The 15,509-nt window shown below is 59.6% G+C and carries 13 protein-coding genes and 1 tRNA gene; 6 read left to right on the top strand and 8 right to left on the bottom strand.

From position 1 onward, the window contains the following. Window positions 1–10: 10 nt before the first annotated feature. Window positions 11–823 (bottom strand): SDR family NAD(P)-dependent oxidoreductase, encoded by an 813-nt coding sequence (locus Q7T36_RS06705; protein WP_304845523.1) that lies wholly within the window; start codon window positions 821–823, stop codon window positions 11–13. 112 nt (window positions 824–935) lie between these two features. On the opposite strand from Q7T36_RS06705, the gene Q7T36_RS06700 reads away from it, so the two are divergent. Continuing rightward, window positions 936–1,757 carry an MBL fold metallo-hydrolase gene (locus Q7T36_RS06700; protein ID WP_304845520.1) on the top strand — a complete coding sequence of 274 codons (822 nt, stop codon included), beginning with the start codon at window positions 936–938 and terminating at the stop codon, window positions 1,755–1,757. Window positions 1,758–1,823: 66 nt separating this feature from the next. On the opposite strand, the gene Q7T36_RS06695 is transcribed toward Q7T36_RS06700, so the two are convergent. Both Q7T36_RS06695 and Q7T36_RS06690 read right to left on the bottom strand, forming a co-directional pair. Beyond that, window positions 1,824–2,597, bottom strand: a complete 774-nt coding sequence (locus tag Q7T36_RS06695; RefSeq protein ID WP_304845517.1) for a 1-acyl-sn-glycerol-3-phosphate acyltransferase — start codon at window positions 2,595–2,597, stop codon at window positions 1,824–1,826. 56 nt (window positions 2,598–2,653) lie between these two features. Continuing rightward, window positions 2,654–3,442, bottom strand: a complete 789-nt coding sequence (locus Q7T36_RS06690) for a GNAT family N-acetyltransferase (protein ID WP_304845514.1) — start codon at window positions 3,440–3,442, stop codon at window positions 2,654–2,656. 270 nt (window positions 3,443–3,712) lie between these two features. On the opposite strand from Q7T36_RS06690, the gene Q7T36_RS06685 reads away from it, so the two are divergent. Next, on the top strand, window positions 3,713–4,660 hold the full coding sequence (locus Q7T36_RS06685; RefSeq protein ID WP_304845511.1) for a GGDEF domain-containing protein: 948 nt from the start codon (window positions 3,713–3,715) through the stop codon (window positions 4,658–4,660). A 7-nt stretch (window positions 4,661–4,667) separates the two neighbouring features. On the opposite strand, the gene uvrB is transcribed toward Q7T36_RS06685, so the two are convergent. After that, the gene (gene uvrB, locus Q7T36_RS06680; protein WP_304845507.1) at window positions 4,668–6,683 is read right to left on the bottom strand and encodes an excinuclease ABC subunit UvrB; all 2,016 of its coding nucleotides are present in this window, start codon (window positions 6,681–6,683) and stop codon (window positions 4,668–4,670) included. 79 nt (window positions 6,684–6,762) lie between these two features. Between uvrB and Q7T36_RS06675 the strand changes: the two genes are divergently transcribed. The 4 genes from Q7T36_RS06675 (at window position 6,763) to Q7T36_RS06660 (ending at window position 11,161) form a co-directional block, all read left to right on the top strand. Further along, window positions 6,763–7,947: a pyridoxal phosphate-dependent aminotransferase gene (locus Q7T36_RS06675; RefSeq protein ID WP_304845504.1), complete on the top strand. Its 1,185-nt coding sequence runs from the start codon at window positions 6,763–6,765 to the stop codon at window positions 7,945–7,947. A gap of 75 nt (window positions 7,948–8,022) precedes the next feature. Continuing rightward, window positions 8,023–8,940, top strand: a complete 918-nt coding sequence (locus tag Q7T36_RS06670) for a glutathione S-transferase family protein (RefSeq protein ID WP_304845501.1) — start codon at window positions 8,023–8,025, stop codon at window positions 8,938–8,940. 134 nt (window positions 8,941–9,074) lie between these two features. Next, window positions 9,075–10,886, top strand: coding sequence for a choice-of-anchor I family protein (locus Q7T36_RS06665; RefSeq protein ID WP_304845499.1), 1,812 nt, complete (start codon window positions 9,075–9,077; stop codon window positions 10,884–10,886). Between the two features lie 199 nt (window positions 10,887–11,085). After that, window positions 11,086–11,161 (top strand) — tRNA-Asn (locus tag Q7T36_RS06660). 99 nt (window positions 11,162–11,260) lie between these two features. On the opposite strand, the gene Q7T36_RS06655 is transcribed toward Q7T36_RS06660, so the two are convergent. The 4 genes from Q7T36_RS06655 to Q7T36_RS06640 all read right to left on the bottom strand — a co-directional run bounded on the left by Q7T36_RS06655 (window position 11,261) and on the right by Q7T36_RS06640 (window position 15,509). Then, window positions 11,261–12,607 (bottom strand): DUF3422 family protein, encoded by a 1,347-nt coding sequence (locus Q7T36_RS06655; protein WP_304845496.1) that lies wholly within the window; start codon window positions 12,605–12,607, stop codon window positions 11,261–11,263. A 139-nt stretch (window positions 12,608–12,746) separates the two neighbouring features. After that, window positions 12,747–13,205 (bottom strand): MaoC/PaaZ C-terminal domain-containing protein, encoded by a 459-nt coding sequence (locus Q7T36_RS06650; RefSeq protein WP_304845493.1) that lies wholly within the window; start codon window positions 13,203–13,205, stop codon window positions 12,747–12,749. A 38-nt stretch (window positions 13,206–13,243) separates the two neighbouring features. Further along, complete coding sequence (gene phaC / locus Q7T36_RS06645) at window positions 13,244–15,055, bottom strand: class I poly(R)-hydroxyalkanoic acid synthase (RefSeq protein ID WP_304845490.1); 1,812 nt, start codon at window positions 15,053–15,055, stop codon at window positions 13,244–13,246. Between the two features lie 25 nt (window positions 15,056–15,080). Then, window positions 15,081–15,509, bottom strand: coding sequence for a phasin family protein (locus tag Q7T36_RS06640; RefSeq protein ID WP_304845487.1), 429 nt, complete (start codon window positions 15,507–15,509; stop codon window positions 15,081–15,083).

The raw sequence follows: 15,509 nt of genomic DNA, 5'->3' as shown, positions 1-15,509 counted from the left end.
CAGGCCGCCCTCAGCGGCTTCGCCCCTTCCAATGCATCATGCTGGACGTAATACCCAGCGTATGCGCCGCCTTGTCCCACAGCTTTTGCGGCAGCATGCCCCGCAGCAGGTCCACCGACTTCACCATGAACGGCTCCTTGACGTAGGCGTGATTTTTTTCGACCCCGTCCATGATCTTGGCGACGATAATATCCGGGTCCAGGAACGGCAACAGTTTTGGCGTGCGTACACCGTCAAACATGCCGGTCGAGATATACGCCGGGCAAACTGTAGTCACACCGACGTGATCAAAACCGCGCTCCTGCAGTTCCAGACGGATCGACTCGGTAAAGCCGATGACCGCCCATTTGCTGGACGAATAACTGGCCCCGAACGGCAAGCCGACAAAACCCGAGGCACTGGCGATATTGAGAATATGGCTCTCCGGACTTTCCAGGATGTCGGCAAAAAAGGCATGAGTCATGGCAACGAGACCGGCGGTATTGACCGCATAGGTCATCAGGTGCTTTTCAATCGGCACCATTTCGAACACGCCACCGTAAACCACCCCGGCATTATTCACCAACGCGTCGATGCGGCCGATTTCCCGGCGCACCTTGCTATGGAAGGCCTTGATGTCCTCCACCCGTGACACATCCAGCTTGAACGCCCAAGCCTGACGTCCCATGGCGCGAATCTCGGCCGCCACCTTTTCCACACCCTCAACGTTGAGGTCAATTACAATCACATCCGAACCGCGACTGGCAAAGGCCAGCGCCATCAAACGCCCGATACCGCTTGCAGCACCGGTTACCAACACTTTCTTGCCATAAAACTGCTTCATTGCAGGCCTGCCCCAATAAATAGAATATTTACTCTAATTTGACCGTCATCCCTAATATGGCATGACAGTGCTATAGTTGGCCAGCCCCATTCCAGACAGGAGAAACCGGCTCATGGCCTTACGGATTCATCACCTCAACTGCGGCACCATGTGCCCGCACGGCGCCCCCCTGATCAACGGTCACGGCTCGCTGCTCGACAATGGCCACATGGTCTGCCACTGCCTGCTGATTGAGAGCAATGACGGGCTGGTGCTGGTGGATACCGGCATGGGGGTAGAAGATGTGCGTAATCCGGTCAAGCGGCTTGGCCGCGGCTTCATGGCCGCCGTACGACCTGCCGCCGACTGGCGCGAGACCGCGCTGATGCAGGTCAAGAACCTGGGGTACAGCCCGGACGATGTGCGCCACATCGTGGTGACACACCTGGATCTGGACCACGCGGGCGGCCTGGGAGACTTCCCCGATGCCGAAGTGCATATTTTTGAACCGGAATACCGGGCGGCGCTGCATCCGTCACTGCGGGAAAGCCAGCGCTACAAACAGCATCATTGGGCTCACAATCCGAAGTGGGTGACTTACCGGACGGAAGGTGAAACCTGGAAGGGTTTTGAAAGCATCCGCGCCATTCCCGGACTGGATGACGACATCCTGCTGGTACCGCTGACCGGTCATACCCGTGGTCACAGCGGCGTGGCGGTCAACACCGAAGACGGCTGGCTGCTGCACTGCGGTGACGCCTATTTCCACCACAACCAGATGGCCGAGAAGCCCTCCTGCCCGCCGGGGCTGGAAGCCTTCCAGAGACTGATGGCCATGAACAATGCTGACCGTGTGCATAACCTGCAACGGTTGCAAGCCCTGGCGCGTGAGTCGGTGGGCGATGTACAGCTGTTCAGCTCGCATGATGCGCTGGAACTGGCGCGTTATCAGTAAGAACGGGGTAGAAGCCGTCTCAAGGGGCGGCTTCTACCCATGAACAGTGTCGGACTGAAGTCCGACCTACACGATGCCTTGATGTAAACGTTCCAGCCCTTCCGCCATCAACTGCCGCAAGTGCTTCGATAAGGCCCGTGCATCGCGGCCGTCCACCGACACTCTAGGCAATACCAGCAACTCCACCTGCATCGGTTTTTCCTTCAGCACCTTCATCAGGTGATCGGTAAATTCGTCATCTCCAATGAAGGGCGCCACGGAATGCAGCTGCCCGATTTCATCCCGATAGCACAATACGACCGGCTGGATATCCGCGCCGGTGACACAGGCGGCCTGAAACAGCTTGTGGAAGAAGGTCTTGAGCTGGCGGCCATCGGTGGTGGTGCCTTCGGGGAAGAACAACACCGAACGCCCGGCCTGAAGATGCGCAGCCATTTGGGACGACACACCGTTGGAGTCACCCGATCCGCGCTTGATGTAGAGAGTACCAGCCGCCCGCGCCAGATGCCCGACGATGGGCCAGTCCGCCACTTCCGCCTTGGAAAGAAAGCTCACCGGGAAATGCGCGCCGATGACCGGGATATCCATCCATGACACATGATTGCTGACCCACAAGGCCGGGCGCGGGTCCGGCGTGCCGTGCACGCGGATATCCAGGTTCAGCACCTTGCACATGCGCCGGTGCCAGTAACGGATGACCGGCTGCTGGAACGGCAGGTGCTGGACAAACAAGGCCCCGCTGGCGACGCCCAGCACAAATCCGGCGCCAATGTGCGCACCCAACCGGGTGATACGCCCCGCCACCTGCAACCGGCCCACGGAAGACTTGACCGCTGACATGCCTCTCTCCTGATTTCTGGATGCGGGCATGTTAGAAGTGATTGCCGGCGTTGTCATTAGGCCGCCTTCATAAAACGCTGGGCATATCGGCCGGCCAGTGCGGATACATCCAGCACAATGAACATATCGGCACAGTTGAATTCCGGGTCCCAGCAGGCCTCTCCACCTATTTTGGCATTCATGCGCAAATAGGCCTTGAGCAAGGGCGGCAGGCTGGCGCCGACATCGCCGCACAACGTCGGCAGAGTCGGCAGGTGCTGGCGGGGACGAACACGCCATTCAGGCTGCACAAACTGATCTTCCTGCAAGGTGCTGACAACAGCTGAATAACGACTGCCATCTTCGTCAAGATGGATGGATGCGCAGCCGATCAGATAGGCAAAGTCCTCTTCCATCAGGTACTCCGCCAGCGCCGACCACATGACCGTAATGGCCGCCCCGGAACGGTATTCCGGATGTACGCAGGTGCGGCCGATTTCAAGCACCCGTCCGTTGAGGTTGGGCAATAACGGCGACAGGTCGAACTCCCCGGCGGAGTAATAACCACCGGTATGACGCGACTGTTCCCCGGTCAACAAACGGGTGGTGGCGATCAGGCGGTCCTGCCGGGTGTCGAAGACATTGAGATGCAGGCAGTAATCATCAAAACGGTCACAATCCAGACCCAAAGGATGGGCAAACTGCACCCCGTATTCGGCACTGAATACCTCGGCGCGCAAGCGTTGCGCGGCCTGGACATCCCGCTGGCTCATGGCGAAACGGGCCACGAAACGCGGTTGCTTGCCCGGCATCTCACCGATGCCACCCTGTAAAACACTTACTCCTGTGCGGGTTACTGCCAACATTGCTTCACCTGTGGTCTTTGAAGTCATGGCCACAGGATGGGGAAAACGCATTTAGAACTGATGAATGAGCTGTGACAGAACAAAGACAACTGCCAGCAAACGAATTCCTCTCCCTCTTTTTTCCATTCACGCCACTTTTTGACGACTTCGTCACAAAAACTGGTGAAGCCCGGACATCTTGCATAAGATTTACGGGATGCACGCAAAATCGCTCCGTACGTTTTGCTGCACAAGGATTCACCAGGAATGGCTAACCTCAGGAAATGGAAAATGAACAGCAATTCCTTCCCCCATATTTCCGCCAAGTCCCCTTCCTTTTTGGACGATGAACACGCCCTGCGCACCCATCAGGCGCTGCTGGTGACGGTGCTCGACAATATCCGGGCCTGTGTCTACATGAAAGCACCGGACGGGCGCTATCTGTACGCCAACCGGGCCTTTGGAGAACTGCTGCAGCGTCCGCCCGCCCAGTTGATCGGCTTGCACGATGAAGACCTCTTCCCCCCTGATGCCGGCAGCCATTTCCGGCTTCTGGATGCACAGGCAACAGTCGGCGGCTGCAAGGTGGAAGGCATGGAAGTCTTCCGCTTGCCTGACGGCCGTGACCGCTTCTACTGGTCGGTGAAAATGCCGTTGTTCACCGACAAGGGCGAGATGTACGCCCTGCTGGGCATGTCTACCGACATGACGGAACGCAAGCATCTGGAGGACGAACTATTAAGACTGGCGACCACGGATGACCTGACCCGTCTCAGCAACCGCCGCCATTTCCTGGAACGGGCGGAAAGCACGCTCAGCCGCAGCCGCCGCTATAACGAGCCGCTGGCGCTGCTGATGTGCGATATCGACTTCTTCAAGAACATCAACGATACCTTCGGCCACGCCGTTGGCGATCAGGCTTTATGCAAGGTGGCGGACATCATTCGCGGCAGCCTGCGCGACACCGATCTGGCCGGACGGATAGGCGGCGAAGAGTTCGCCATCCTGCTGGTGCAAACGGAACTGGACAGCGCCCATGAGGTCGCCGACCGCCTGCGGCAGTCCATTGAAGCGTCGCCCATTGATCTGGATGACGGCCAACACATCCTGTTGACCATCAGCATCGGTATCGCCACCCCCAGTTACCCCATGGAAACACTGGCCACCCTGTTGCAGCACGCGGACCAAGCGCTGTATGCCGCCAAGCGGCAGGGCCGCAACCGGGTTTGCATGGCCTGAAACCGGCCTAGCCGCTGACCAGCAGCAACTGCTCTTTCAGCGCATGCAGTTCATCGCGCATGCGCGCCGCCTCCTCGAATTTGAGCTCCCGCGCCTTGGCCATCATCCCTGCTTCCACCGCCTTGATCTGGCGCACCAGCGCCTTGGGGTCGGTGGCGCGATAGACCGCCGGGCCACTCTCCGATGCCTTGAGGAAGGCCGGTTCGGCCCCGTCCGGTGCATAGAAGTCCAGGATATCCACTACCGGTTTGGAAATACTGCGCGGTGTAATGCCATGTTCCAGATTGAAGGCAACCTGCTTGGCGCGACGACGGTCCGTCTCGTCAATGGCGCGCTGCATGGAGCCGGTCATGCGTTCCGCATAGAGAATGGCCCGGCCGTTGAGATGGCGCGCCGCCCGGCCGATGGTCTGGATCAACGACCGCTCCGAACGCAAGAAGCCTTCCTTATCGGCATCGAGAATCGCCACCAGCGACACTTCCGGCATATCCAGCCCTTCCCGAAGCAGGTTGATGCCCACCAGCACATCGAACACGCCCTTGCGCAGGTCACGGATGATCTCCACCCGCTCCACGGTATCAATATCGGAATGCAGGTAGCGCACCCGCACCTGATGCTCGGCCAGATATTTGGTCAAATCCTCCGCCATGCGTTTGGTCAGCGTCGTTACCAGGACGCGCTCGTCGACTTTCACCCGCAACCGGATTTCCGACAGCAAATCATCCACTTGCGTAAAGGCCGGACGGATTTCAATGATCGGATCGACCAGCCCGGTCGGCCGCACCACCTGTTCGACGCCGCGCTGGGCATGCGCAATCTCATAGGGGCCGGGCGTGGCGGAGACAAAAATGGTCTGCGGGCTAATTTTCTCCCACTCCTCGAACATCATCGGCCGGTTGTCCAGCGCCGAGGGCATGCGGAAGCCGTAATTGACCAGGTTTTCCTTGCGCGCGCGGTCGCCCTTGTACATGGCGCCGATCTGCGGAATGGAGACGTGCGACTCGTCGATCACCAGCAGCGCATCGTCCGGCAAATAGTCGAACAAGGTCGGCGGCGCTTCACCGCCATCGCGTCCGGACAAGTGCCGCGAATAGTTTTCAATGCCGTTGCAATAACCCAGCTGTTGCAGCATTTCCAGATCGTACTTGGTGCGCTCCTTCAGGCGCTGATGTTCCACCAGCTTGTTGTTGTCGAGGAACCACTGCAAGCGCGTTTCCAGCTCCGCCTTGATGCTGTCGATGGCTTTCTGGATCTGGTCCTTGGGCGTAACGTAGTGGGTCTTGGGATAGATGGTGACGCGGTTCACCTTGCGCAGGGTGGCGCCGGTCAGCGGGTCAAAATAGGTCAGCGCCTCCACTTCCTCATCAAACAGGCTGATGCGGATGGCCTCGTCGTCCGACTCTGCCGGGAAGATGTCGATGATTTCGCCGCGCACCCGGTAAGCGCCGCGACAGAAATCGACATCGTTGCGCTGGTACTGCATTTCCGCCAGCCGCCGCAAAATGGCGCGCTGGTCAACGCGTTCGCCGCGACTGATATGCAGCAGCATCTTCAGGTAGGCATCGGGGTCGCCCAGACCGTAAATCGCCGAGACGCTGGCCACGATCAGCACATCCTTCCGCTCCAGCAACGCCTTGGTCGCGGACAACCGCAGCTGGTCGATCTGGTCGTTGACCGCCGAATCCTTCTCGATATAAGTGTCCGACGACGGCACATAGGCTTCGGGCTGGTAGTAGTCGTAGTAGGAAACGAAGTATTCGACGGCGTTGTGGGGAAAAAAGGCCTTGAACTCGCTGTAGAGCTGCGCCGCCAGCGTCTTGTTGTGCGCCATGACGATGGTGGGCCGCTGCAACTGCTGCACCACATTAGCAATGGTGAAGGTCTTGCCAGAACCGGTGACTCCCAACAGCATCTGGTACTGCAGGCCATCGCGAACGCCTTCCACCAGTCCGGCAATGGCAGTGGGCTGATCTCCGGCGGGCTGGTAGTCGGTCACCAGTTCAAAGCGGCGCGGAGTTGTCATCTTTTCACTCTTTTCATCCGGGATTTTCGGGTATTATGCCAGACCTGTTGTCACATAATCCTGAACAAGAGGTTGACCCGTGGAACTTCGTCTCTCCGACCGCGTACTGAGCATCAAGCCCTCCCCCACCCTGGCCGTTACCAACAAGGCGGCTGAACTGAAAGCTGCCGGCAAGGACATTATCGGTCTGGGCGCCGGCGAGCCGGACTTCGACACCCCGGAGCACATCAAGGCGGCGGCCATCAAGGCCATTGAAAACGGTTTCACCAAGTACACCGCCGTTGACGGCACCCCCGGCCTGAAGAAGGCCATCATTGCCAAGTTCAAGCGCGACCAAGGCCTGGACTACGCCCCGAACCAGATCCTGGTGTCCTGTGGCGGTAAGCAGAGCTTCTTCAACCTGGCGCTGGCTTTCCTCAATAAGGGCGACGAAGTCATCATCCCGGCCCCGTACTGGGTCTCCTACCCGGACATGGTGCTGATTGCCGACGCCACCCCGGTGTGCATCGAGTGCCCGCAAGCGCAAGGTTACAAGATCACGGCTGCCCAGCTGGAACAGGCCATTACGCCGAACACCAAGCTGCTGGTGCTGAACTCGCCGTCGAACCCGACCGGCATGGTCTATTCCAAGGCTGAACTGCTGGCGCTGGCCGACGTGCTGCGCAAGCACCCGCAAGTGCTGATCGCCACCGACGACATGTACGAGCACATCATCTGGACGGCCGAGAAGTTCGAGAACATCGTCACCGTGGCTCCGGACCTCTATGACCGCACCATCGTCCTGAACGGTGTGTCCAAGGCCTATGCCATGACCGGCTGGCGCATCGGTTACGCTGCCGGCCCGGCCAAGCTGATCGGTGCCATGAAGAACGTGCAGTCGCAATCGACGTCCAACCCGACCTCGATCTCGCAAGTCGCCGCCGAAGCCGCGCTGAACGGCCCGCAGGATGTGCTGCTGCCGATGGTCAAGGCTTTCAAGGAACGTCACGACTATGTGGTGGGCGCGCTGAACCAGATTCAGGGCGTATCCTGCTCCGCTGCTGACGGCGCTTTCTATGCCTTCTGCAACGTCGAAGGCGCCATTGCCAAGCTGGGCCTGAAGAACGATCTGGAATTCGCGGACCTGCTGCTGAACACCGTCGGTGTAGCCGTGGTGCCGGGTTCCGCGTTTGGTCTGGACGGCCACATGCGTATTTCCTACGCCACCAGCATGAAGGTGCTGGAAGATGCGATTGGCCGCATCAAGAAGGCGATTGAAGGCTGATATACCGCCTGAACGTTTAGACAAAAAGGGGCTTCGGCCCCTTTTCTTTATTTCGGAATGACTCAAGGAACCCTCATGGCCGACCTGATCCTGCACCACTATCCCATGTCCCCGTTCTCGGAAAAGATCCGCGCCATGCTGGGCTACACCGGCCTCAGCTGGCAGTCCGTGACCACCCGGGAAATGCCGCCGCGACCGATGCTGGCGCAGCTGGCCGGCGGCTACCGCAAGATCCCGGTGGCGCAGATCGGCGCCGACATCTTCTGCGATTCCCGCACCATTGCCGCCGAAATCGCCGCATTATCCAACAAACCCGAACTGGCGCTGGAGAACGGCACTTCCGAAATGCAAGCCTATGTTGCCGAGGTTGACCTGCAGATCTTCTTCGCCTGCATGTTCGCCGCCAGTACGCCCACCCTCAATCGCAAGGTGTGGAAGGCCATGTCCGCGCTGGATATCGGCCGCTTTATCTGGGACCGCATCAACCTCGGACGCAAGGCCCGTGTCCGTGCCGTCAGCCCCCGCCAGGCCAAGCCCCGTGTCAAACAGCATCTGGCCGATGTGGAACAACGGCTGAGCGACAACTTCCTGTTCGGATCTGTCCCCACTCATGCCGACTTTTCCACCTACCACAGCCTGTGGTTTGTGCATGAACTCGCCGAGTCGCCGCTATTGCGTGACTACCCGCGCACTCTGGCCTGGATGGAGCGGATGAAGGCCTTTGGTCACGGCATCCGCACGGATATCACGGCACAACAAGCCCTGGATGCCGCCCGCCAATGCACCCCGCGCAACATTCCCGAGGCGCACCGCCTTGACCCGATGGTTGACCGCGATGTCAGCATCGCCCCCTCGGACTATGGTTGCGAACCCACCGACGGGGTGCTGGCCGGAGCCACTGCAGCCACCTGGATCGTGGCGCGCCAGGACCCGGAACTGGGAACATTGCACCTTCACTTCCCCAAGACAGGCTTTACCCTGAAGCCCCGCTAGCCGCATCCCGGGGGCGAAGCCGTTGCGGCACGCCCCCGTCCGGCGTCATCATTCCCTCATCAAACAGCAACACCGCTGTCATGCGGCCGCGTTATTTCTGCTCCGGATATTTACCGCCCACCGGAGCGAACCTCATGCATTTCCTGAAAAAATCCCTTATTACCGCCATCACGGCCCTTGCGCTGACGGCCTGTATGGACGACGGCGATCCCGGCATCGCCGGCAAGGATGGCATTAACGGAACCAATGGCGCCAATGGCAGCAACGGCACTAATGGCAGCAACGGAGCAAACGGCCTTGACGGCAAAAACGGCGCTGGCCAGACCCTCGCCCTGAACCGCATTGCCCGCAGCGCCTCGCAAGGCTTCAATGTCAGCGCCGCTGAAATCGTGGCCTATGACAAGACCGGCAAGTTGATCTTCACCGTCAACGCCCTGAGCGGCGCGGTGGATGTCTTTGACAGCAAGGATATTCATACCAATGCCACGCTGCCGCTGAAGCAAAGCCTGGACCTGAAGCAGTTGCTGGTCGACAACGGCAAGGCCGCCGGCCTGGCCGCTGTGGGTGGAGCCAACAGCATTGCGGTCAGCGGCAATCTGGTGGCGGTGGCGGTTGAAGCCAACCCCAAGACCGACACCGGCTGGGTGATTTTCCTGAATGCGACAACCCTGGCCTACGTCAACGCCGTCAGCGTCGGTGCACTGCCCGACATGCTCACCTTTACCCCGGATGGCGGCAAGCTGCTGGTGGCGAACGAGGGTGAACCGAATGTCGGATATACCATCGATCCGGAAGGCAGCGTGTCCGTCATCAACGTCAGCAACTTCGCGGTCAGCACCCTCGGCTTCACTGACTTCAATGTCGGCGGCCCGCGCAACAGCCAGCTTCCTCTGGGTAGAATGGTGCTTTCCGGCGTCAATGCCTCCGTGGCGCAAGACCTGGAGCCGGAATACCTGAGCGTGCGCGCCGACGGTAAACGCGCCTACGTGTCGTTGCAGGAAAACAACGCCCTGGCCGTTCTCAACCTTGAAGACAACACCGTACAGAAAATCATCGGCCTGGGATTCAAGGACCATAACCTGCCCGGCAATGAACTGGATGCCAGCCAGCAGGACGGCGTCAACCTGCGCACCTGGCCGGTGCTGGGCATGTACATGCCGGACACCATCAGCAGCCTTGACTACAATGGCAGGAACTACGTGGTCACCGCCAACGAAGGCGACAGCCGCGAGGATTGGCTGAACGGGCTGAACAATGCCGCCGTGTGCGCCGCCGCCGGTTACTACCACAAGAGCAGCAAATGCCGCGATGAACTGGCGCTGAAGGATATCGCCGACTCCGACCTGGTCATGGGTCCGATGCTGGCGGGCCTCAATACCGACTCCACCCTTGGCCGACTGAAGTTTTCCTATCAGGCCACCAAAGCCTTCAACGGCGGCGTTACCGTCAACAAGCTTTATGCCTACGGCAGCCGCTCATTCGCCATCTGGGATGCCGAAACGGGCGAGCAGGTTTTTGATTCCGGCAATTCGTTTGAACGCATCACCGCCCTGCGTTATGGCGCGCTGTTCAACCAGGACCACAACGGTTCTTTGACCGGTGACAAGCGCAGCAACAGCAAGGGGCCGGAGCCGGAAGCACTGGCCATCGGCAAGATCCAGGGTCATACCTATGCCTTTATCGGGCTGGAGCGCATGGGCGGTGTCATGGTTTATGACATCTCCAACCCCTTTGCACCGGCCTTTGTGCAGTATGTGAACCCGCGTGACGTGACGGTCAGCCCGGATGCGGCTGCCGTGGCGGCAGGCATGGATCTGGGCCCGGAAGGCATGCGTTTTGTGGCAGCAGCAGATGCACCCGGCGGCAAGCCGTTGCTGATCGTGGGGAACGAGGTCAGCGGTACGACCTCGGTGTTTGAAATTGCGGTCACTTTGCTGCAGGAGTAAGCGGCTTACGATTCAGGCCTGTCCTATGCTTTGGACAGGCCTGAATGCTGACAGCCGTTGAATACAGGGCTGAAAGGCCTGATTACAGCCTAATGTTCATGTGAAGAAAGTCAGGTGCGCATAATTCAGGCAATCAAACGAAACGCGCCCTTGACCTCTCTCAAAAAATCTCTAGAATATCGCCTCACACCGATGCTGTTCCCTGATAGCTCAGTCGGTAGAGCAACGGACTGTTAATCCGTGTGTCCCTGGTTCGAGCCCAGGTCAGGGAGCCAAATACTGAGAAAGCCGCTATTTCGATAGCGGCTTTTTTATTGCCCGCCGTTTAGACATCTAGCATGAAAGCGGGGTATCGTCGCACCCCGCCCACCAGATTAGCCTTTGATCCCCCGCTTCACCCGGTGCATCCCTCTCCACACCAGAAACACGCACACCGGCACCGACATCCCCACCACCAGCTCCGAATGCTCCAGCCAACCCATGTCATGCAGCGATCCCGCCATGTATTTCACCAGCCCCACCAGGTAATAGCTGATCGCCACCACCGACAGCCCCTCCACCGCCTGCTGCAATTGCAACTGCATGTGGCTGCGCTGGTTCATGGACTGCAACAGGTCCTGGTTCTGTGCTTCCAGCGTCAGGTCCACCCGCGTGCGCAGCAACTCGCTGGCTCGGTCAATGCGCTTCGACAGGTTATCCAGCTGCCCGCTCACCGCCTCCGAGGTCCGGAAGGCCGGCGTCAGGCGGCGCGGCAGGAACTCGTTGAAGGTCTGCATGCCCGGCTCTTCCTGCTCTCGCAGTTCATCCAGACGGCTCAGCACCAGCTCGTAATAAGCGCGCGCCGCCGAGAACCGGAAATTGGTGTCCGAGCGCAAGTGTTCAATGCGTGCCGCCAGCGTCGACAACTGCCCCAGCAGGCGACGTTCGTCTTCCAGACCGCGAATGGCGTTGATCTGCTCGTTGATGGTGGCCAGTTGCAAGTCCATCTCGGCAATGCCGGGGGCAATGCTGCGGGCCATGGGAAAGGCCAGCAACACCATCATGCGGTAGGTTTCCATCTCCAGCAGGCGGCGCACCAGACGCCCCAGCTGGCAGGGATTCAGCCCCTTGTTCAGCACCAGGATGCGGCCCATGCCGTCGTTATGGATGCGATAGGCCGTCCACAGCCGCGCCTTCTTGTCGATCACCCACGAGCTGACCAGCCGTTGCCCCTCAAAATAATGGCGCAGCACATCTGCCGTCGGCGCGGGGTCCGGCATGGCATGGATTTCCACATGCAGGCCGCTGATCACTTTGCCCGGCAGCTCAGCCAGCCACCCCGGCGGCAACAGCGACAAGGCGGTGCGTTGAAAAGGTTCCGGCCCATCCGCCCGGTGAATGAAGGTGTAGGTGGAAAATTCGGTATGACGCTCCCAGCGCAGCTCGAAGCCACCGAAATTCTGGTAATAGCAGGAGGAGCCCGGTGAGGGCGGCAGCACGGAATATCGTTCGCACAGGACGCGGATATGCGCATATTCCTCAGCCGTATCCCGGCCCCCATGCAACAAAGCCACCTGCGACACCCGGGAACCTTGCTCCAGTACCGGAAACGGCCGGGTGTGCAACTCATTGAACAAGCGGTCGCGGTCCGGGTGGATGGGCAACAGGCTGCCGGTGTCCAGGCGGGGGGACGGAATGTCGGAACGGGGGGCGGTCGGGGCCGGCGGAACGTAAACCGTCACAGGACTCTCCTGAAGGCATGCACAAATTCGGGGCGAAATCCTATCATGCCCGAAGCGGAAACCGCAGGCATTGGCCGGACAATCCGCAAATGCGCGGACTCAGGGGAAAACAAGCAAGAATCCGGCCAGAACAGGCCGCTTAGAGAACAGACGCCGGACGCACCACCTTCACAGTAGGAGCCATGACGGTTGCCAGCCCGCTGACTACCGTCGCCGCATCCTGATTGGTCACCTTGCAGTCCAGGATTACCTTCTTGCGGCGTTCATCCTTTTCCTGCACCGTCAGCGTGACCGTCACCGTATCGCCGACATGCACCGGCCGGTGGAATTTCAGGCTTTGTTCCAGATAGATGGTGCCCGGCCCCGGAAACCGGGTGCCGAGCAGGCAGGAAATCAGCGCCCCGCTCCACATGCCATGGCCGATGACCTCCTTGAACGGAGTCGTAGCTGCATATTCCGCATCCAGATGCGCCGGATTGACATCGCCCGAGACCCGGGCAAAGTCACGGATATCCGCCGTGGTCAGGGTGCGCGCCAGCGAGGCGCTTTGGCCGATGGCCAGTTCGTCAAAGGTCAGGTTTTCCAGCATGTCCGTCATCGGTCTTGTCCTGTCAGGGGTTGGGAAAGTGTGCCGGATCAACCGGCCTTCAGCACTTCATCCGCCTTCATTTTCACATAACTGCCGGGAGCATCACCCAATACCGGCCAACCGTTGGCTCCCGGCTGCCGGGCGGGAACCTGTTCACCCACAAAGGCCTGAACCCAGTCCTTCCACTCCAGCCACCAACTGCGATCCTGCTTCTGCGCGGCGGCATACCACTCGTCCGCATCGGCGGGATAGCCGTCATGGGCATAATAACCGTACTTGCCGTCCGGCGGGTTCATCACTCCGGCAATATGCCCGGACTCGCCCAGCACAAACTTCACCGGTCCACCCAGCACCTGCGTGGCGGGATAACAACTGCGCCATTTGGCGATATGGTCCTGCAAGGTCGCCAGCACAAAGACCGGGGTCTTCACCGTCGACAGGTCCAGCGACTCGCCGGCCACGGTCAATGCCCCCGGCTGCCGCAGCTTGTTGCCCAGATAGAACTCCCGAAGCAGGAACTTGTGAGTCGCTCCCGGCAGGTTGGTGCAGTCGGAGTTCCAGTACAGTAGATCGAAGGGGATCGGCCGCTCCCCCTTCAGGTAATTCTGGACATAGTAGTTCCAATACAGGTCATTCTCGCGCAGCAGGCTGAACGCCACCGCCATCATCCGCCCGTCGAAGACGCCGTTACGATCCAGCTCCTTCTCAATCGAGGAAACAATGGTTTCATCAATGAAGACGCCGATGTCACCCGGATCGCTGAAATCAATGATTGTAGCCCAGAAGGTCGCACTGGCCACACGATCGCTTTCACCCCGCGCCTGCAGCCAGGACAGCGTCATCGCCAGCAGCATGCCGCCCACGCAATAACCGATCATGTTAACGGTGCGTTCGCCGGTAATGGCCTGCACCTGATCCAGCGCGGCAATCACGCCTTCCTGCATGTAATCGTCAATGCGCACATCGCGGTAGTTACGGCCCGGATTCACCCAGGAAATCACGAATACCGTGTGCCCTTCCGCCACAGCCCAGCGGATGAAGGAGTTCTTCTCACGCAGGTCCATGATGTAGAACTTGTTGATCCAGGGCGGCACCAGCACCAGCGGCCGCTTGTTGACGGTTTCCGTGGTCGGGGTGTACTGGATCAGCTCGATCATGCGGTTGCGGAACACCACCTTGCCGGGCGTGGTAGCGATGTTCTCGCCGAGCCGGAAGGCGCTGGTATCGGTCATGCGGATGTTGAGCGTATCGGCGCTCTTCTCCATGTCCTCGGCCAGTTGTTCCATGCCGCGTATCAGGTTCTGGCCGCCGGACTCCATGGTCAGCCGCAGCACTTCCGGATTGGTCATCAGGAAATTGCTGGGGGCCACGGCATTGATCCATTGCCGGGTAAAAAACAGCAATCGCTGGCGGGTCTTGTCATCAATGCCCTCGACCGCATTGACCGAGTCAATGATGCCCTTCGCCGTCAGCAGGTAGGATTGCTTGAGGAAATCGAACATGGGGTTGTCGGACCATTCCTGGTCGCGGAACCGCTGGTCGCCCTTGTCCGGCGTCACCACCGGCGCGCTGGCCTGCCCGGCCATGCGCATCATGGCGTTTTGCCAGATTTGCATCTGGTTGCGCCACAACTCCATTTGCCGGTCAATCAAGGGGCCAGGATGCGCGGCTGCCGTGCCGCCGAAACGCCGCCAGCCCTCCATCAAGTCAAACATCACTGAATTACCGGTGCCGTTGGCTTGGGAGGACATGCGCATGGCTTCGTTGCTCATGCGCTGGCTCATTTGCTGCATTTTTTCGAACAGGGCGTTGAAGCCGTCCGCCGGGGTTTGACCCGGCTTTTCCTGCTTGTTTTCCATCCCGGACTCCTTGGTTGACTGGCGGTCAAGCCGACTTGGGAGCCTTGGCCGGCTTTTCAGCAGCGGCCGGCTTGGCTTCGGCAGCCGTGGGATTCATGGCGGCCTGCATCTCCGTTGTGGCTTGGGTATAGCTGTCGCCCATGACTTCCAGCAGGTCGTTGCGCATGGCATTGCCCAACTCCGTCAAACGCTGGGCGTCCTGCAGGATCTGCTGGCTGATGGTATTGACCAACTCGGTCTGCTTGGCGCTGAAATCCGTTGCAGCTTCCGGGGTTTTCACTTCCGCAGCATGGCGAAGATGGTTCAGGCCAAGCTCGGAATAGTTCTTGATGGTGTTCAGCGAGAACTCGGTCATGCGTTCGGCATTCTTCAGCATCACCTGATTCATCTTGGCCAGCGGTTCGGCCATCTTGCGCGCTTGTTCGTTGAAATTGGCGAGGAAATCGGGATTCAT

It is taken from the genome of Fluviicoccus sp., assembly GCF_030646115.1.
GTDB lineage: Bacteria > Pseudomonadota > Gammaproteobacteria > Pseudomonadales > Moraxellaceae > Fluviicoccus.
The sequence above is the reverse complement of the archived record's forward strand: the minus strand, read 5'-3'. Positions and strand labels throughout refer to the sequence as shown.

Bases quoted from the DNA above. Each gene is read 5' to 3' on its own strand.
- Q7T36_RS06690 (WP_304845514.1), bottom strand. From the start codon at position 3,442: ATGTTGGCAGTAACCCGCACAGGAGTAAGTGTTTTACAGGGTGGCATC.
- Q7T36_RS06640 (WP_304845487.1), bottom strand. From the start codon at position 15,509: ATGAATCCCGATTTCCTCGCCAATTTCAACGAACAAGCGCGCAAGATG.
- Q7T36_RS06695 (WP_304845517.1), bottom strand. From the start codon at position 2,597: ATGTCAGCGGTCAAGTCTTCCGTGGGCCGGTTGCAGGTGGCGGGGCGT.
- Q7T36_RS06685 (WP_304845511.1), top strand. From the start codon at position 3,713: ATGAACAGCAATTCCTTCCCCCATATTTCCGCCAAGTCCCCTTCCTTT.
- Q7T36_RS06670 (WP_304845501.1), top strand. From the start codon at position 8,023: ATGGCCGACCTGATCCTGCACCACTATCCCATGTCCCCGTTCTCGGAA.
- Q7T36_RS06700 (WP_304845520.1), top strand. From the start codon at position 936: ATGGCCTTACGGATTCATCACCTCAACTGCGGCACCATGTGCCCGCAC.
- Q7T36_RS06650 (WP_304845493.1), bottom strand. From the start codon at position 13,205: ATGACGGACATGCTGGAAAACCTGACCTTTGACGAACTGGCCATCGGC.
- phaC (WP_304845490.1), bottom strand. From the start codon at position 15,055: ATGGAAAACAAGCAGGAAAAGCCGGGTCAAACCCCGGCGGACGGCTTC.
- Q7T36_RS06665 (WP_304845499.1), top strand. From the start codon at position 9,075: ATGCATTTCCTGAAAAAATCCCTTATTACCGCCATCACGGCCCTTGCG.
- uvrB (WP_304845507.1), bottom strand. From the start codon at position 6,683: ATGACAACTCCGCGCCGCTTTGAACTGGTGACCGACTACCAGCCCGCC.
- Q7T36_RS06705 (WP_304845523.1), bottom strand. From the start codon at position 823: ATGAAGCAGTTTTATGGCAAGAAAGTGTTGGTAACCGGTGCTGCAAGC.